The 16,328-nt window shown below is 59.5% G+C and carries 18 protein-coding genes; 11 read left to right on the top strand and 7 right to left on the bottom strand.

The window, feature by feature from the left end; genetic code table 11:
- The first annotated feature begins 1 nt into the window (after window position 1).
- Genes A7976_RS03005 through A7976_RS02960 form a run of 10 tightly spaced genes read left to right on the top strand, consistent with a single transcriptional unit; the run spans window position 2 to window position 8,549 of the window.
- Entirely contained in the window at window positions 2-1,192 is a 1,191-nt protein-coding gene (locus A7976_RS03005; RefSeq protein ID WP_067106632.1) for a type II secretion system F family protein, read from the top strand.
- Window positions 1,189-2,859, top strand: coding sequence for a GspE/PulE family protein (locus tag A7976_RS03000; protein ID WP_067106630.1), 1,671 nt, complete (start codon window positions 1,189-1,191; stop codon window positions 2,857-2,859). The genes A7976_RS03005 and A7976_RS03000 overlap by 4 nt, the downstream gene beginning before the upstream one ends.
- Window positions 2,840-3,589 (top strand): hypothetical protein, encoded by a 750-nt coding sequence (locus tag A7976_RS02995; protein WP_067106629.1) that lies wholly within the window; start codon window positions 2,840-2,842, stop codon window positions 3,587-3,589. Before A7976_RS03000 ends, A7976_RS02995 begins: the two co-directional genes overlap by 20 nt.
- Window positions 3,586-4,104 (top strand): PilN domain-containing protein, encoded by a 519-nt coding sequence (locus A7976_RS02990; protein ID WP_131800989.1) that lies wholly within the window; start codon window positions 3,586-3,588, stop codon window positions 4,102-4,104. The genes A7976_RS02995 and A7976_RS02990 overlap by 4 nt, the downstream gene beginning before the upstream one ends.
- Complete coding sequence (locus tag A7976_RS02985) at window positions 4,101-4,631, top strand: hypothetical protein (RefSeq protein WP_067106625.1); 531 nt, start codon at window positions 4,101-4,103, stop codon at window positions 4,629-4,631. Before A7976_RS02990 ends, A7976_RS02985 begins: the two co-directional genes overlap by 4 nt.
- Window positions 4,631-5,284, top strand: coding sequence for a hypothetical protein (locus A7976_RS02980; RefSeq protein ID WP_067106616.1), 654 nt, complete (start codon window positions 4,631-4,633; stop codon window positions 5,282-5,284). The genes A7976_RS02985 and A7976_RS02980 overlap by 1 nt, the downstream gene beginning before the upstream one ends.
- Before the next feature lie 10 nt (window positions 5,285-5,294).
- Window positions 5,295-7,166 carry a secretin and TonB N-terminal domain-containing protein gene (locus tag A7976_RS02975; RefSeq protein ID WP_067106614.1) on the top strand — a complete coding sequence of 624 codons (1,872 nt, stop codon included), beginning with the start codon at window positions 5,295-5,297 and terminating at the stop codon, window positions 7,164-7,166.
- Window positions 7,167-7,170: 4 nt separating this feature from the next.
- Window positions 7,171-7,644, top strand: a complete 474-nt coding sequence (locus tag A7976_RS02970; RefSeq protein WP_067106612.1) for a type II secretion system protein — start codon at window positions 7,171-7,173, stop codon at window positions 7,642-7,644.
- Entirely contained in the window at window positions 7,619-8,011 is a 393-nt protein-coding gene (locus tag A7976_RS02965) for a type II secretion system protein (RefSeq protein WP_067106610.1), read from the top strand. Before A7976_RS02970 ends, A7976_RS02965 begins: the two co-directional genes overlap by 26 nt.
- Window positions 7,986-8,549 carry a type II secretion system protein gene (locus tag A7976_RS02960; protein ID WP_067106608.1) on the top strand — a complete coding sequence of 188 codons (564 nt, stop codon included), beginning with the start codon at window positions 7,986-7,988 and terminating at the stop codon, window positions 8,547-8,549. The genes A7976_RS02965 and A7976_RS02960 overlap by 26 nt, the downstream gene beginning before the upstream one ends.
- A gap of 10 nt (window positions 8,550-8,559) precedes the next feature.
- On the opposite strand, the gene A7976_RS02955 is transcribed toward A7976_RS02960, so the two are convergent.
- The 7 genes from A7976_RS02955 to guaB all read right to left on the bottom strand — a co-directional run bounded on the left by A7976_RS02955 (window position 8,560) and on the right by guaB (window position 15,660).
- A complete protein-coding gene (locus A7976_RS02955; RefSeq protein ID WP_067106594.1) occupies window positions 8,560-10,155 on the bottom strand; it encodes an ABC-F family ATPase in 1,596 nt (531 codons plus the stop codon).
- A 21-nt stretch (window positions 10,156-10,176) separates the two neighbouring features.
- The gene (locus A7976_RS02950) at window positions 10,177-10,779 is read right to left on the bottom strand and encodes a nitroreductase family protein (RefSeq protein ID WP_067106592.1); all 603 of its coding nucleotides are present in this window, start codon (window positions 10,777-10,779) and stop codon (window positions 10,177-10,179) included.
- Between the two features lie 14 nt (window positions 10,780-10,793).
- Window positions 10,794-11,294, bottom strand: a complete 501-nt coding sequence (locus A7976_RS02945; protein ID WP_067106590.1) for a GreA/GreB family elongation factor — start codon at window positions 11,292-11,294, stop codon at window positions 10,794-10,796.
- Window positions 11,291-12,055 carry a 3',5'-cyclic-nucleotide phosphodiesterase gene (locus A7976_RS02940; protein WP_067106588.1) on the bottom strand — a complete coding sequence of 255 codons (765 nt, stop codon included), beginning with the start codon at window positions 12,053-12,055 and terminating at the stop codon, window positions 11,291-11,293. The genes A7976_RS02945 and A7976_RS02940 overlap by 4 nt, the downstream gene beginning before the upstream one ends.
- The gene (locus tag A7976_RS02935; RefSeq protein ID WP_067106586.1) at window positions 12,055-12,570 is read right to left on the bottom strand and encodes a cyclic nucleotide-binding domain-containing protein; all 516 of its coding nucleotides are present in this window, start codon (window positions 12,568-12,570) and stop codon (window positions 12,055-12,057) included. The genes A7976_RS02940 and A7976_RS02935 overlap by 1 nt, the downstream gene beginning before the upstream one ends.
- Window positions 12,570-14,132 carry a glutamine-hydrolyzing GMP synthase gene (guaA, locus tag A7976_RS02930; protein ID WP_067106585.1) on the bottom strand — a complete coding sequence of 521 codons (1,563 nt, stop codon included), beginning with the start codon at window positions 14,130-14,132 and terminating at the stop codon, window positions 12,570-12,572. Before guaA ends, A7976_RS02935 begins: the two co-directional genes overlap by 1 nt.
- Before the next feature lie 67 nt (window positions 14,133-14,199).
- Window positions 14,200-15,660 (bottom strand): IMP dehydrogenase, encoded by a 1,461-nt coding sequence (gene guaB / locus A7976_RS02925; RefSeq protein ID WP_067106583.1) that lies wholly within the window; start codon window positions 15,658-15,660, stop codon window positions 14,200-14,202.
- A 128-nt stretch (window positions 15,661-15,788) separates the two neighbouring features.
- Between guaB and A7976_RS02920 the strand changes: the two genes are divergently transcribed.
- Window positions 15,789-16,319, top strand: coding sequence for a DUF4124 domain-containing protein (locus tag A7976_RS02920; protein ID WP_067106581.1), 531 nt, complete (start codon window positions 15,789-15,791; stop codon window positions 16,317-16,319).
- The last annotated feature ends 9 nt before the right edge of the window (window positions 16,320-16,328 follow it).

Here is a 16,328-nt window from a genome sequence, read left to right as displayed (position 1 = left end):
CATGCGCTATCACGTCAAAGCCCTGAACAAGGATGGCGCCGTGCTGGCGCTGACGCTGGATGCGGCAAGTGCTCAGGATGCCTGGCAGATCGCGTCGGGGCAGGGGCTTTCGGTGCTGAGTGCTCAAACCGAGCGCAATTTTTTCGCAAGAATATTCGAAGGCCGTTCCAGCTTTCCGCTCTCGTTGTTCTGTCAGGAACTGAAGGTGCTGCTGGCCGCGGGTATTACCCTGGTCGATGCGCTGGATACGCTGGCCGAGCGCGAGCAGAAATCCCGCATGGGTGTCGTGCTGGAGCGTCTGGCCGGTCTTCTGCGCGAGGGCCGTACTTTGGCGGATGCCATGGAGCGCATTCCCGAAGCGTTTCCCCCGCTGTTTTCCGCTTCCGTACGCGCCAGCGAAACCTCGGGTGAAATCGTCGAAGCGCTTGGACGTTATCTGGCGTATCAGGGGCAAGTCGATGCCATCCGCAAGAAGGTCGTCAGCGCTTCGGTTTATCCGGCGATGATCATTCTATTTGGCGGCCTGGTACTGCTTTTCATGCTGGGTTACGTTGTGCCGCGCTTCAGCGCCATCTACGCCGATCGCGGCGATGCGGTGTCGTTTGCTTCCCGCATGCTGCTGCAATGGGGGCGTTTCGTTTCTACGCATGGCTACGAGATGGCCGCATACGCCGGAGCCGGCTTGGTCGCGGCGGTGTTCTGGCTGCGTCAGGCGAGTGTCCGCGCCTGGCTGCTGGCTGGCTTGCGCAGGATTCCGGCGATCGGCCGGGTTTTGCAGATTTTCTTTCTGGCGCGGCTGTACCGGACGCTGGGCATGTTGTTGCGAGGGGGCATTCCCGCCGTCCATGCGCTCGAGATGGCATCCGGCGTGCTTGAACCCGGTTTGCGCTCCCGCCTGGAAGCCGCGCGGGATGCCATACGGGAGGGCCTGCCGCTTTCCGAGGCTTTTCATCGACATGGATTGACGACGCCGGTGGCGATGCGACTGCTGCGCGTGGCGGAGCAAACCGGCAGCATGAGCGAAATGCTGGAGAGCGCCGCGGCCTTTCACGAAGAGGAACTGGCGCGTGCGGTGGATTTGTTTACACGTCTGTTCGAACCGGCGCTGATGATGGTGATCGGCTTGTTGGTCGGCGCGGTGGTGGTGCTGATGTATATGCCGATCTTCGAACTGGCGGGAGCGGTCGGATGAGCAGCGTCATCGATGTACTGGCCAGGATGCCGCAAGCGCGCGATCTTTCGCGCCAGAACGGCCATCGCCTGGTTGAGGCGCTGGAAGAAGTCAGCGGCCTGGCGGCAAACGAGTTCGTGGCGGCTTTGGGTGCCGCGCTGCGCTATCCCGTGCTGACGATGGAAGAGCTTTACCAGTTGGTGCCCGACTTCGAAACCATCGGTTTTTCCGAGGCCTCGCAGCGCGAATGCCTTGCCTTTCGCGACGCGCAAGGGACTTGCGTCATCGTTTTCGCGGATGCATTCTCGGAAAATCTGCCCATTTGGGCACAGGGGCGGGCGCCGGGCGCTGCACGATGGTGTCTTGCGCATCATGCCGATATTGCCGTTTATCTCTCGCGTTACGAAGAAGGATTGAAGGCGCTCGATGCGGCGCTGCCGTCGGGGGCAGCCATTGGCGGCGGTGCGCGCGGCGAAGAGCTTTCGCTGGTGTCGATCACCGAGAGCACCAGCCCGGTGGTCAAACTGGTGCATTCGACGCTTTATGACGCCCTCAAGGCCGAAGCCAGCGATATTCATCTCGAAACCACTGCCGCAGGGCTGACCATCAAGTACCGTCTGGACGGCGTGCTGGTGCAGATAGGCAGTGTCGGCGAAACCGCCATGGCCAGCCAGATGATTTCCAGGATCAAGGTCATGTCGGAGCTGGATATCTCGGAGCGGCGCGTGCCGCAGGACGGCCGGTTCCGGGTTGGGCTGCGCGGGCGCGACATTGATTTTCGCGTTTCCATCATGCCAAGCATCCACGGCGAGGATGCCGTTATCCGCATATTGGACAAGCAGGCACTGACCGACCATCTGCGCGGCTTGCGGCTGGATTATCTTGGCTTTGACGCGCAATCCATCGCCGAGATGCGGCAGGCATTTCACGCGCCCTACGGCATGATACTGGTCACCGGCCCCACTGGCAGCGGCAAGACCACGACGCTGTATGCCGCGATTTCCGAGGTCAATAACGGCCAGGACAAGATCATCACCATCGAAGACCCGGTCGAGTACCAGTTATCCGGCGTGCTGCAGATTCCCGTTAATGAAAAGAAGGGCCTGACCTTCGCGCGCGGTCTGCGTTCCATTCTGCGCCACGACCCGGACAAGATCATGGTGGGCGAAATCCGCGATCCTGAAACCGCGCAGATTGCGGTGCAATCGGCGCTGACGGGGCACCTGGTATTCACCACGGTGCACGCCAACAACGTGTTCGACGTGATCGGCCGCTTTCTCAATATGGAGGTCGACCCCTACAGTTTCGTCTCGGCGCTCAACGTGGTGCTGGCGCAACGGCTGGTGCGCCTCAATTGCCCGCAGTGCACCGCGCCGTACGAGCCATCCGCGGAGTTGCTGGCCGAATCGCATCTTTCTCTCGAAGACGTGGCTGGAATGCAATTTGCCCAGGGACGCGGTTGCGGCGCCTGCCGCGGCACCGGCTACAAGGGGCGCAAGGCAGTGAGCGAAATACTGACGCTGGATGACGAGATCCGTGAATTGATCGTGTCGCGCGCGCCTATTCGTCACGTCAAGGAAGCCGCACGCCGTGCGGGTACGCGTTATCTGCGCGAATCCGCGCTGGAACTGGTACGGCGCGGCGAAACCACATTGCAGGAAATCAATCGTGTTACTGCCATCGTTTGAAGCCTGCCATGTTTACCTCGCGCCGAATTTGGCGCGATATACGCGCATCCGTCGCGGCTGGAACAGCGGGCAGGAAACATCCGAGATTGAGCTTCCGGAAGAGGCAAGACTGGAAACGCTTGCCCGCACCCTCGGCCCATCCCGCTCGCCCGTAAGGCTGACTCTGTCGGGCCAATGCGCCCATGTGTTGTTGCTTCCTTTCCAGGCGACCCTCGAAACCGTTGCCGAATGGGAGGCTTATGCGCGTCATACCTGTGTTTCCATCTTTGGGGAAAAACAAGGCGGCTGGCGTATCAGGCTTTCCCGGCAAGGCTACGGCCAGCCGATGATCGCCGCCGCGGTGGAGGAGAGCCTGTATGCCGGAATCGAAACTGCGATGCAAAAGCAGGGGCGACGGCTATTATCGGTGGAGCCTTTCAGCGCGGATGTGTTCGACCGTCATGGACGCATGTTGGGCCGGGATTTCTGGTTGTTTGTCGCAGAGGCAGGCACCTGTACCTGCTGGTATACGCAGGATGGCGTGATACGCAGCATACTTGCGCATCCGCTGGAGGCTGACTGGCGACGCAGCCTGGCCGCTTTTATTGCGCGCGAGCTGGCGAAAAAAGGCGATCCCAACCCGGCGCCTGTTTTCCTTCACGCATCCGAACTTGTGCATTTCAGTGATGAGGAATTGCCGGGACTCACGATTCGCCTACTGACAGACGCTGCCTCGAAGGTCTCGCCATGACGCGCACCTTATCCCCGTTGCGATTGAACTTCCATAAAAGTCAGGCCGGAAGGCGCAGGCTGAATGGTGCTTGGCTGGTCTTGGCCGTGATACTCATCGTCGTGCCGATCATGTATCACCGGCAAATCGTGCGCGATACCGCACGGCTGGAGCAGGACTCGGCGGTACTCGCAATCTCAAGCGTGAGCCCCGTCGTGTTGAGCGCCATGAAGGGCGATGGCAGCAACAAAATGCTGGAGCAGCTCAACGCGCCGTGGGAGACGCTGCTGAATGGCCTGGAAATCGCTACAGATGACAAGGTTGCTTTGCTTTCCATGCAGCCCAATCTGGCGCGCGGCGAGGCGTTATTGCTGGGCGAGGCGGCACGTTATGCCGATGTGCTGGATTATATCGAGCGGCTCAAGGCACAGCCTGGATTCATGCAGGCCTATCTCACCAATCACACGATTGCCGAGGATACGCCGGGCAAGCCGGTCAGGTTTGCGATTACCTTGCAGTGGGAGGCGGCTCCATGAAACGGATTGCGTGGGACGCGACACGCTTGCTGGAAGCTTCGGGCTGGTGGCTTGCGCCAATAGCCGCGCTGCTGTTTGTCGCGGCTTATTATGCGCTTGCGATTTCTCCCGCGCTTGAGCAGCGCTCGATGGCGCTCAATCGGCATGCCATGCTGGCGCATGCCGCCCGCAAGCCGGCAGCGATAGCGAAAAAACCCGCTGCCGACGGCATCGTATTCGCATCGCTTCCTTCGCATCGCACCTTGCCTCAATGGCTCGCGGCGATGTTCACCACGGCCAGGGAGCTCGATGTGGTTCTGGATGTTGGGGATTACCGCTATATCCGAAATCGCGATGAGCCTTATGGGCGGTATCGGATCGAATTGCCCGTGTATGCCGACTATGCCACGGTACGTCGATTTACCGCGCGGCTGATGAACGACATGCCGTTCGCCGTGCTTGAGGATATCCGTTTGACACGCGACGACGTCGATAGCGATATCGTCGAAGCGCATTTGCGGCTCACGCTTTTTCTTTCGGAGCGCTGATGAACAACGCGCAGATCAGCCGTATTGCGATCTGGGCAGCGCTGCTCGCGACGCTATACCTGACTTTCGAAAGCTCGGGTCAATCCGGGGATGATCTCGCGATAAGCGCCCCCGTACGGACTGCTCCCCTGGCTAGTGTGGCAGCGGTTGAGGAGTCGCAGGCCCCATCCGCGCTGCCTTTGCGCCATTGGAACGAGGAGGCTGCCAACGATCCCTTCCAGACGATGACCTGGTATGTCCCGCCCAGGCCGCAAGCTGCCAGGCCTTCTCGTCCGCAGGCGCCTCCCGTGCCGTATAAATATTTCGGCAAGATGATGGAGGGCGATGTGCCGCATGCCTTTTTGTATCAGGGCGACAAAGTTGTCGTGGTCAAGGTGGGGGATGTGCTGGCAAGCCAATACCGGGTCGAGAATATCGCGCCCGAGAACGTGAGCATCATCTATTTGCCTCTGGATACGCGGCAGATTGTCCCGCTGGGCGAAAGCGCACCGGAACTCGCTGTGGCTGACTCTGATGGGGATGACGAGGCGGCAGCGGAAAACAAGACGGCAAAAGCCGCAACGGGGCCCATCAATGTACAGGCAATACAAGAGATGGTGAGGCAATCGACGCTCAGGGTGAAAGAGAAAGGCGAAAATGCGAATAACGAATAAAAGGGTGGCCATGGCTATGGTGCTGGCGGGATTGGCAAGTTGCACCACTTTGCCTTGGGAGAATCCGCCGCCCAAAGCAGGCGTCCCGCCCGGTTCCACGATTCCGCAGGCAGCTCCGGAAACACCCGACCGCATGGCTTATCTCAAGGAGCGTGCTTCCAGGGTGCAGGAACTGCAGGAAAGCGCCGAGCGCGCTTCGCTTGCCGGCGATCTCGACGAGGCCGAGCGCTTGCTGAATGAAGTGCTGAGTATGGATGCGCAGAACAAGCGCGCGCTGACCGAGCTTGATCGTATCGCCAATTTTCGCCGGCATCCCGCGATGGTGGAAGAGGCGCGCATGCTGCTCGAAAAGGGAGACGAATTCGCCGCCGAGAAGCGCGTGCGTCAGGTACTGATGGAAAACCCGAAAAACCGCGATGCGCTGCAAATCTACACGGCCATCCTGAAAAAGCGCGAAGACAAGAAGGCGCTGGTGCCTGTGCTGAAAACCATGAGCAGTAAGCCGATATCGCTGGAGTTCCGCGAAGCCAATCTCAAGATGGTATTCGAAGCGCTCTCGCGCACCACCGGCATCAACTTTATCCTCGACAAGGACATTCGCAACGACCAGAAAACCACGGTCTTCATCAAGAGCGCGCCTTTGCAGGATGTCCTGGATTCGCTGCTGTCGGCGAACCAGCTGCAAAAGAAGGTCATCAACGAGGATACGGTGGTGATCTACCCCAATACTCCGCTCAAGGCCCGGGAGTATCAGGAGCTGGTCATGCGCACGTTCTACCTTGCGAATGCGGATGTGAAGCAGACCGCCGTACTGCTCAAGACCATGCTGCAGGTAAAGGACATCTTCACCGACGAGAAAATCAATCTCGTCGTCATCCGCGATACGCCGGACGTCATCCGCATGGCGGAGCAGCTGGTGCTGGCGCAGGATATTGCCGATCCGGAAGTGGTGCTGGACGTGGAAATACTGGAGATCAATCGCAACAAGGCGACGGAGCTGGGCATCAAATATCCGAACCAGCTTTCGGTGCTGTCGGGCGATGAGGCAGTGCTCACGATGAATACGCTCAAAAACCTTTCATCCAGCGAGATCGGGGTTACGCCCAATCCCGCGCTTAATTTCAGGGATACGAACGGCGCCGCCAATCTGCTGGCCAATCCCAGCATACGCGTGCGTAACCGCGAGAAGGCGCGCATCCATATCGGCGACCGCATTCCCGTGATCACCTCCAACGTCTCTTCCACCGGCACCATTTCCGAGAGCGTGCAATACTTGGATGTCGGCCTGAAGCTGGAGGTCGAGCCCTCCGTGAATATCGAGGACGACGTGGCGATACGCATCGGCCTGGATGTCGGAACACTCGGGCCTTCATTTACCACCATTAACGGCTCGCGCGTTTTCCAGATCGGCACCCGCAACGCCAGTACGCTATTGCGCCTGCATGACGGCGAAACCCAGATATTGGCCGGGCTGATCAACGACCAGGATCGCAGCGATATCAGCAAATTGCCGGGGCTGGGGGATATTCCATTGCTCGGGCGGCTGTTTTCCAATAAGGCCAAGGATCGCACCAAGACCGACGTGATCCTGTCGATTACGCCCCACGTCATCCGCAATCTTCCAGTGCAGAGCGCGGCCACTGCCGAGGTGGTGATAGGCACCGAAAGCAGCCTTGGACGGGTGCCGACTTCGATACGCGGTGCGGCCATTCCCGCCATATTGGCGCCTTACCTGACCCGTCCGCCCGCAGCAGCCCCGGCGCAACCGGCCGCGCCGACGGGGAATTCGGCGCCCGCCGCGTCAGGTCAGGAAAAAGAAAGCAATGAAAGCGACGGCGGCGTGGGCTTGCCGAAAAGCCTGACCTATCCGCTCGGACAATAAGCGCATGAAGCGGGAACGCGGATTTACTTTTATCGAGCTGGTCATCACCGTAGCCATACTCGGCGTTCTCGCGGCGGCGGCGATGCCGATGATCGAGCTCTCTTTGCAGCGAGGAAAAGAGCAGGAGCTGCGCCTTTCGCTGCGCCAGATTCGCGAGGCGATCGATGCTTACAAAAAAGCCGCGGATGAGGGCAGGATAGCTCGCCAGGCGGATGAAAGCGGCTATCCCAGGCGCCTGGAAGAATTGTCGGCCGGAGTGGAGGACATCAGGGATCCCGGCAAGCGCAAGATCTACTTCCTGCGACGCTTGCCGCCAGATCCGATGTTCGCCGGGCAGGCGGAAGTCGCTGCCGAAACATGGGGCAAGCGCAGTTATGAAAGCAGCGCCGATGCCCCAAAGGAAGGCCGCGACGTATTCGATGTGTACTCGTCAAGCAAGCGGAAGGGCCTCAATGGCATTGCCTACGATCAGTGGTAAGCGCCGGGGATTTACCCTCATCGAGCTGGCGATCGTCATGGCGATGATCGCGCTGTTGCTGACCTTCGCCCTGCCGCGCTATTTCGATGGCCTGGAACGCGCGAAGGAAGCCGCGTTGCGGCAGGATTTGAAAACCATGCGCGATGCGATAGAGCAGTTTCACGCTGACCGCGGAATCTACCCCGAATTGCTGGAAGACCTGGTGACCCAGCGTTATCTGCATGCCGTGCCGGTAGACCCGATTTCTGAAAGCCCGGAAACCTGGATGGCCACGCCACCTCCGGAGCCGGAGCGAGGCATGATCTACGATATTTACAGCGGTGCCGAAGGTCAGGCGCAAGATGGCACGTATTACGCCGAGTGGTAGCCAGCGAGTCCTGGCCCGCCGCTCTGAAAGCGCAGGGTTCACTTATCTGGGGCTGTTGTTCGTCGTGGCGATCATGGGACTCGCGATGGCCCTGGCAGCGCAAGTCTGGGAAACCAATATCCGGAGAGAAAAGGAACGCGAACTCCTGTTTATCGGCAAGCAGCTACGGCAGGCCATCGGAAGTTATTACGCGGAGATGCCCGACGGGGTCAAACGCTATCCGCGGCGGCTGCAGGATTTGCTGCAGGACAACCGCTTCCCCGGCGTCAAGCGTCACTTGCGAAAGCTGTATCGCGATCCTGTCACGGGCAGTGACGAATGGGGGTTGGTAGTGTCGGAAGAGGGTGGCATTCAGGGTGTTTACAGCCTATCGTCCCGGGCCCCTTTGAAAAGAACCGGATTCGATACGGCCGATATTGGCTTCGAGAATAAACTCCATTACTCGGAGTGGCAGTTCGTCCATATCCCCTCGTCATCGGCAAAAGCGGAGCCAGAAGATGACGGGCAATTGCTATTGCCCGTCATGCCTGAACAATGACGCTTGGGTGTTAATCCACGTCCTGGCTGGCGAGGTAATCCTCGTAGTTGCCGGTGTAGTCGACGATGCCGTCCGGCTTGATCTCAATAATGCGCGTCGCCAGCGAGCTGACGAATTCGCGGTCATGGCTGACGAAGAACAGCGTGCCCTTGTACTTTTCCAGCGCAGTATTCAGCGCTTCGATAGATTCCATGTCCATGTGGTTGGTCGGCTCATCCATCAGCAGCACGTTGGTGCGGCCCAGCATCAGCTTGCCGTAGAGCATGCGGCCTTTCTCGCCGCCCGAGAGCACCTTGACCGATTTCCTGGTGTCCTCGCCCGAAAACAGTAAACGGCCCAGCATGCTGCGCACGGCCTGGTCGTCGTCGCCGGCCTGGGTGTATTGGGTCATCCACTCGAACAGGTTGTCGCCGTTCTCGAATTCGTATTCGTGGTCCTGCGCGAAATAGCCGATCCTGGCTTTTTCCGCCCATTTGACCTTGCCGTGATTGGGCTGCAGTTCGCCTGCAATCGCGCGCAGCAGCGTGGTCTTGCCGATGCCGTTTTCGCCGATGATGGCGATTTTCTCGCCGGCGTCGACGATCATGCTGAAGTCGTTGAACAGAGGCTTGTCATAGCCGTGCGACAGCTTTTCGATCTCCACGGCCTGGCGGTGCAGCTTTTCCTTTTCGTCGTATTCGAAGCGGATGAAGGGGTACTGGCGGCTCGACGGCTTGAATTCCTCTATCTTGATCTTGTCGATCTGCTTGGCGCGGCTGGTGGCTTGCTTGGCCTTGGAAGCATTGGCCGAGAAGCGGCGCACGAACTCCTGCAAATCGGCGATCTGTTGCTTGGCCTTGGCATTGTCCTTGGCCTGTTGCGCGCGCGCCTGCTGCGCAGCCTCCATGTAGTCGTCGTAATTGCCGGGGTACACGGTGAGCTTGCCGTAGTCCATGTCGCAGGTGTGCGTGCATACCTGGTTCAGAAAGTGCCGGTCATGCGAGATGATGATCATGGTGCTGTTGCGGTTGTTCAGCACGTCTTCCAGCCAGCGGATGGTGTTGATGTCGAGGTTGTTGGTCGGCTCGTCCAGCAGCAGGATATCCGGGTTGGCGAACAGCGCCTGCGCCAGCAGCACGCGCAGCTTCCAGCCCGGCGCCACCGCGCTCATCGGGCCATTGTGCTGTTCGATGGGAATGCCCACGCCCAACAGCAACTCGCCCGCGCGTGCTTCGGCGGTGTAGCCGTCGTACTCGGCAAACAGCGACTCCAGTTCGGCGGCCTTCATGTAGTCGTCCTCGGTCGCCTCCGGATTCATGTAGATCGCGTTCTTTTCGACGCTGGCGTTCCACATCTGCTCGTGGCCCATCATCACCACGTCCAGCACGCGCTGGTCTTCGTAGGCGAACTGGTCCTGCTTCAGGAAGGCCATGCGTTCGTGGTTGTCCAGTGTGACGTTGCCGGCGGAAGGATCCAATACGCCGGCCAGAATCTTCATGTAGGTGGATTTGCCGCAGCCGTTGGCGCCGATGAGGCCGTAGCGATTGCCGTCGCCGAACTTGACCGAGACGTTCTCGAACAACGGCTTGGCGCCGAACTGCATGGTAATGTTGTTGCTGATGAGCACGGGGAGATTCCTAAACAGTAATTAAAAACGGTCTTGTACGACGACTTCGTCCGGCGCCAGTTGGCCGCCGCGCGGCCAGGCTTCCTTGGTGCCCTTGCCGATGGCGACGAACATCGCGACGACGTGGTCCTGCGGCAGATTGATCAGCTTGCCGACGGCATCGAAATCGAAGCCGTCCATCGGGCAGGAGTCATAGCCCATGGCCTGCGCCGCCAGCATCAGCGTCATTGCCGCCATGCCGCAGGAGCGCATCGCCTCGTCGCGCTGCACCTGCTCGCGTCCGCCGTAATACTGACCGATGACCGGTACCAAAAAGTCCTGTACCGGTTGCGGCGCATTCTTCCAGTAGCGCGCCGGTTCCTTTTCCCATGACCTGAGGTCGGCAGTCAGCACGACCAGCAGTGAGGCGTCTGTCACTTGCGCCTGATCCCAGCTCACGGCGCGAATCTGCTGGCGCAATTGTGGGTCGCGTACCAGCACGAAACGCCAGTTCTGGATATTGAACGCGGTCGGTGAGAGCTGCGCGAGCGACATCAATTGCTCGATTTCGCCCTCATGCATCCGGTGTGTTGCGTCGTAATGCTTGACGGCACGCCGCTGCTCGATGGCTTCCTTGACTTGCATGCGTAAAAATCCCTTTAAGAATGGTGATAGCGAATGTCGGTGACTTCCAGCGCGAGGTCGCCGGCGGGGCGCTTCCATATGACGCTGTCGCCAACCTTCTGGCCAATCAATGCGCGCGCCAATGGCGAGACCCAGCTCACCTTGTTGTTGTGAATGTCGGCTTCGTCTTCGCCGACAATCTCGAATACGTGCGTTGCACCTTCTTCGTCCTCGACTTCGACGATGGCGCCGAACAAAATCACATCCTGTTGCTGCTCCGCCGGATTCACCGGTATTACGCGTTCCAGACGGCCCTGGACGTAGCGCAGATCGCGCTCGATCACTGCCATCTGCTGCCGGACAATCGGATCTTCCTTCAGCGGGCTTAGGCGCAGGCGTTCTTCTTCGAGCTGGGCCGCTTCATCCTGCAATTGGGCAAGGCCGGTCGGCGTCACGTAATTCGGGTGCTCGCTCTGCGGACGCTCTGGAACATCGGCGTATTCGAGGTCGTTTTCCTTGACGAAGGCGCGGTTCATAGCGTGAACACCTCGCCGCGCTGGAGAAAATGCGGCTGCAGATGGCCGGCGACATCAAGGATTTCACAGCGCACGGCATCGATCTTGTCCGGCTCGATATGCGTGACCAATACTTTTGCCGGGCGTCGCAGGCATGCCAGCCCCTGCGCCAGCAAGGCGGGCGTGGTATGGCGCGAGCGCTCGGCGATGGCATGGTCCATGTCACGCATCGTAGTTTCCATCATCACGAACTCCAGATTGCCGATGGCATTGAGCGCATCCCAGAAATCCTCGCAAAAAGTCGTGTCGCCGCTGAACACAAAGCTTCCGCGGCCGCTGTCGATCCGGTAGCCCACGGCCGGGACGGTATGGCTTGCGGGCAGGGCGGTAATACGCCGGTTGCCGGTTGCGACCGTCTCGCCCAGCATGATCGGCTGGAAGCGGATGTAGGGATCTTCCGGCGTGGGCAGGCTGCCATAATCCGGCCACAGCACATTATTGAGCATGTGGGTTTTCAGCGCGACAATCGTTTCCGGCAAGGCATGTACCGTCAGCGGGCCGTTTCTGAGGACCAGCGCGGCATCGGACAGCAGCGGCAGAAAAAGCACATGGTCCAGATGCGAGTGCGTCAGGAAAACATCGCGAATTCCCGCCATTTCCTCCAGCGTCAGGTCGCCGACACCCGTGCCGCAATCGACCAGCACATCGTCATCTATTTGCAAGGCGGTCGTGCGCAGATCGGCGCATGCACCGCCCGAACAGCCGAGTATCCGGATTTTCATCAGCCACCCAATGCGTCGACCAACTGCCCGCTGGTCTGGCGCAGGCGCAGACTGATCAGGCGAGCAATTTCCATCAGTAGTTTGACGCCGAGCGCGGGATGACGTTGCATGCACTGCGTGAAATTGTTGCGTGTGAGCAGAATTACCGTGCAGGTCTCCAGGGCGCGAATGGTGGCCGAATACGGCAACCCGTCAATCAGCGACATTTCGCCGAAAGTCTTGCCGGCAGTGATGATCGCGATACGCTGTGCCTCGCCCGCGCTGTTTTTCTTCAGCACCTCAATGCGCCCATCAACCAGCAGGCCCATGCAGTTGCCCTGCATGCCTTCCGGGAAAATCATCGCTCCGGCATCCACTGCGTAGGCATGAACATATTCCGCCAGTTGCCGGATTTCATGTCCCTCGAAGCGGTTGAGCAGCTGCGCCGCGGACAGCATATCGAACAGCGTGTCCTTGAACCCACTGCCTTCGCCGATCAGGTTGAGCCCGCTGATGCCCAGTTCTTCGGCAGACATTATTCCCACTCGATGGTCGCGGGCGGCTTTCCGGAGATGTCGTACACCACGCGATTGATGCCGCGCACTTCATTGATGATGCGGTTGGAGACCTTGCCGAGCAGCGTATAGGGTAATTCTGCCCAATGCGCGGTCATGAAGTCCTGCGTCTGCACGGCGCGCAGCGCGACGACATACTCATAGGTGCGGCCATCGCCCATCACGCCCACCGATTTCACCGGCAGGAACACGGTGAAGGCCTGCGAGGTTTTTTCATACCAGCCCGAAGCGCGCAGCTCTTCGATGAAGATGTGGTCCGCGCGGCGCAGCAGTTCGGCGAACTCGCGTTTCACTTCGCCCAGGATGCGTACGCCCAGACCAGGGCCGGGGAAGGGATGGCGATAGACCATGTCATGCGGCAGCCCGAGCGCCACACCCAGTTCGCGCACCTCGTCCTTGAACAGCTCGCGCAATGGCTCCAGCAGCTTCAGATGCAAGGTTTCCGGCAGGCCGCCGACGTTGTGGTGGCTCTTGATCGTGTGTGCTTTCTTGGTCTTGGCGCTGGCAGACTCGATTACGTCGGGATAGATGGTGCCTTGCGCCAGCCACTTGGCCTGCGGTAGCTTGGCGGACTCTTCCTGAAACACATGCACGAATTCGCGGCCGATGATCTTGCGCTTTTCCTCGGGGTCGGTGACACCCTTCAGGTCTCCAAGGAATTTCTCGCTGGCATCGACATGGATCACCTTGACGCCTAGATTCCTGGCGAAGGTTTCCATCACCTGCTCGGCTTCGTTCAGGCGCAACAGGCCGTTGTCGACGAACACGCAGGTGAGTTGGTCGCCGATGGCACGATGGATCAGCGCGGCAGCCACGGAAGAATCCACGCCGCCGGAGAGGCCGAGAATCACCTGATCCGAGCCAACTTCGGAGCGAATGCGGCCGATGGCTTCCTCGATGTAATCCGGCATGTTCCAGTCATGGCCGCAATTGCAGATATCGTGCACAAAGCGGCTGAGGATAGCCTTGCCTTGCAGCGTGTGCGTGACTTCGGGGTGGAATTGCACTGCGTAGAACTTGCGTTCTTCGTCGGCCATGCCGGCGATAGGCGTGGCGGCGTTGCTGGCGATGACCTTGAAGCCTTCCGGCAGCGCGGTCACCTTGTCGCCATGGCTCATCCACACATCGAGCAGGCCGTGGCCTTCATCGTTGCTGCGATCTTCGATATCGCGGAACAGCGCGGAATGGCCGCGCGCGCGGATTTCCGCATAACCGAATTCGCGGTGCGCGGCGTTTTCTACTTTGCCGCCCAGTTGCGCCGCCATGGTCTGCATGCCGTAGCAGATGCCAAGAACCGGGACGCCCAGCTCGAACACGGCCTGCGGCGCCTTGGGCGTTTCAGTTTCATACACCGAGTTCGGGCCGCCGGAAAGAATAATGCCGGCCGGATTGAAGTCCCGGATAAATGCATCGTCCACGTCCCAGGAGTGCAGTTCGCAATAAACGTTGGCCTCGCGCACGCGCCGGGCGATCAGTTGGGTATATTGGGAGCCGAAGTCGAGGATGAGGATTTTTTGATGCATGGTTCGTTCCGTGAGAGGTGGAATGCAGCCGGCAGGCACAATCGGATTGCGCCTGCCGAGGTTGGCTTTACTCGATGTGATAGTTGGGCGCTTCTTTCGTGATCTGCACGTCGTGTACATGCGATTCACGAATGCCGGCAGAGGTGATTTCCACGAATTCCGCCTTGTTGCGCATGTCGTCGATGGTGCCGCAACCGACATAACCCATCGAAGCGCGCAAACCGCCCATCAGCTGATGGATGACGGCGAGGACGCTGCCCTTGTAGGGCACGCGGCCTTCGATGCCTTCCGGTACCAGTTTGTCGGCATTGCCTTCGGTATCCTGGAAGTAACGGTCGCTGGAACCCTTCTGCATCGCACCGACGGAACCCATGCCGCGGTAGGACTTGTAGGAACGGCCCTGGAACAGTTCGATTTCACCGGGCGCTTCTTCCGTGCCGGCGAACAGGCCGCCCAGCATGACCACGTTGGCGCCCGCAGCAATGGATTTTGCGATGTCGCCGGAGTAGCGGATGCCGCCGTCGGCGATAAAAGGCACGCCAGTGCCTTCAAGTGCCTGGGCGACATTGCTGATGGCGGTGATCTGCGGTACGCCGACCCCTGCCACGATACGGGTGGTACAGATGGAGCCGGGGCCGATCCCGACCTTGACTGCATCTGCGCCGGAATCCACCAGTGCCTTGGCGGCTGCGGCGGTAGCAATATTGCCGCCGATGACCTGCACTTGCGGGAAGTTTTTCTTGACCCAGTTGACGCGGTCGAGCACGCCTTGCGAGTGGCCATGGGCGGTATCCACCACCACCACATCCACGCCAGCCTCGGCCAGCAATGCAACGCGCTCTTCCGTGCCTTCGCCCACGCCCACGGCCGCGCCTGCGCGCAGACGGCCCTTGCCATCCTTTGAGGCCAGCGGGTGTTCGCTGGATTTCTGGATGTCCTTGACGGTGATCAAGCCCTTGAGATCCCATGCGTCATTGATGACCAGCACGCGCTCCAGGCGGTGCTTGTGCAGCAGTGCCATGGCCTCTTCGCGGGGGGCACCTTCGCGCACGGTAACCAGGCGGTCGCGCGGAGTCATGATATTGCTGACCGGCTGATCCAGATTGGTTTCGAAGCGCAAATCGCGATTGGTGACGATGCCGACCACCTTGGTGCCATCGACAACCGGTAAGCCGGAAATCCGGTACTGGCGGGTCAGGGCCATGACTTCGCGCACGGTCATCGTGGGCGGAATGGTGACCGGGTCATTGACCACGCCGGATTCGAAACGCTTCACGCGTGCGACCTGCGCGGCTTGCGCTTCGGCTGTCATGTTCTTGTGGATGATGCCGATTCCGCCTTCCTGCGCGAGCGCGATGGCCAGCGGCGCTTCGGTCACGGTATCCATGGCAGCGGAAACCAGCGGAATATTCAGGCGGATGGAACGGGTTAACTGGGTGGCGAGGCTTACTTCGCGGGGCAGAATGTTGGAGTGTGCGGGCACCAGCAGCACATCATCGAAAGTAAGCGCTTTTTGAAGCAGACGCATATACTATCCCTTGTGGCAAAAAGAGATTATACAGGTAGAGCGCTTATGGGTAAATCTGCCGTACAGGGTTGTCAGCTTTTGAGCGAAAGGTTAATGTTTCGCCATTACGCTTCAAGGGGAATACTAAAATGAAAAAACTGCTTATTGCCTTCTTTTGCACCTCCTTGCTGATGTCGGCGACGGTTTCTGCGGAAGTCTATAAATGGAAAGATAAAAGCGGTAAAACGCAGTATTCCGATACTCCTCCTTTGAGCAATATTCCGTATACCACCTTGTCGGGCAAAAAATCCGCTCAGCCAGAGCAGCCGGCCCCGGCTGCGGGAACGGACCCAAAAAAGGTTGAAGAAGCCGCAAAAGGCGGCAAGCAGCCGGCGGCAGCGGCCAATCCAAATGACCCCAAGAACAAGGTTTCGGAAGACCTGAAGGAAAAGGCTGCCAAGGAGGCGGAAGCCAAAAAGCAGCAGGAAGAAAAACAGCAGGCCGAAATGAAAGCCAAGGACCAGGCGTGCAAGGCCGCTCGGTCAAAATTGGCGCAATTCGAGCAGGGCGGCCGGATTTATCGCGTCAATGAGCGAGGCGAACGCGAATACTACGGCGACAAGGAAATTGCCGCGGAGATTGAAAACGCAAAGAGCGACGTCGCGGCAAACTGCGAGTAGATGCTCGCG

This window comes from Methylobacillus sp. MM3, assembly GCF_001645185.1.
In the GTDB taxonomy this organism is placed as follows: Bacteria; Pseudomonadota; Gammaproteobacteria; order Burkholderiales; family Methylophilaceae; genus MM2.
This window is presented reverse-complemented; position numbering and strand designations above follow the sequence as displayed.

Bases quoted from the DNA above. Each gene is read 5' to 3' on its own strand.
- A7976_RS03005 (WP_067106632.1), top strand. From the start codon at position 2: ATGCGCTATCACGTCAAAGCCCTGAACAAGGATGGCGCCGTGCTGGCG.
- A7976_RS03000 (WP_067106630.1), top strand. From the start codon at position 1,189: ATGAGCAGCGTCATCGATGTACTGGCCAGGATGCCGCAAGCGCGCGAT.
- A7976_RS02990 (WP_131800989.1), top strand. From the start codon at position 3,586: ATGACGCGCACCTTATCCCCGTTGCGATTGAACTTCCATAAAAGTCAG.
- A7976_RS02985 (WP_067106625.1), top strand. From the start codon at position 4,101: ATGAAACGGATTGCGTGGGACGCGACACGCTTGCTGGAAGCTTCGGGC.
- A7976_RS02980 (WP_067106616.1), top strand. From the start codon at position 4,631: ATGAACAACGCGCAGATCAGCCGTATTGCGATCTGGGCAGCGCTGCTC.
- A7976_RS02975 (WP_067106614.1), top strand. From the start codon at position 5,295: ATGGCTATGGTGCTGGCGGGATTGGCAAGTTGCACCACTTTGCCTTGG.
- A7976_RS02970 (WP_067106612.1), top strand. From the start codon at position 7,171: ATGAAGCGGGAACGCGGATTTACTTTTATCGAGCTGGTCATCACCGTA.
- A7976_RS02965 (WP_067106610.1), top strand. From the start codon at position 7,619: ATGGCATTGCCTACGATCAGTGGTAAGCGCCGGGGATTTACCCTCATC.
- A7976_RS02960 (WP_067106608.1), top strand. From the start codon at position 7,986: ATGGCACGTATTACGCCGAGTGGTAGCCAGCGAGTCCTGGCCCGCCGC.
- A7976_RS02950 (WP_067106592.1), bottom strand. From the start codon at position 10,779: ATGCAAGTCAAGGAAGCCATCGAGCAGCGGCGTGCCGTCAAGCATTAC.
- A7976_RS02945 (WP_067106590.1), bottom strand. From the start codon at position 11,294: ATGAACCGCGCCTTCGTCAAGGAAAACGACCTCGAATACGCCGATGTT.
- A7976_RS02940 (WP_067106588.1), bottom strand. From the start codon at position 12,055: ATGAAAATCCGGATACTCGGCTGTTCGGGCGGTGCATGCGCCGATCTG.
- A7976_RS02935 (WP_067106586.1), bottom strand. From the start codon at position 12,570: ATGTCTGCCGAAGAACTGGGCATCAGCGGGCTCAACCTGATCGGCGAA.
- guaA (WP_067106585.1), bottom strand. From the start codon at position 14,132: ATGCATCAAAAAATCCTCATCCTCGACTTCGGCTCCCAATATACCCAA.
- guaB (WP_067106583.1), bottom strand. From the start codon at position 15,660: ATGCGTCTGCTTCAAAAAGCGCTTACTTTCGATGATGTGCTGCTGGTG.
- A7976_RS02920 (WP_067106581.1), top strand. From the start codon at position 15,789: ATGAAAAAACTGCTTATTGCCTTCTTTTGCACCTCCTTGCTGATGTCG.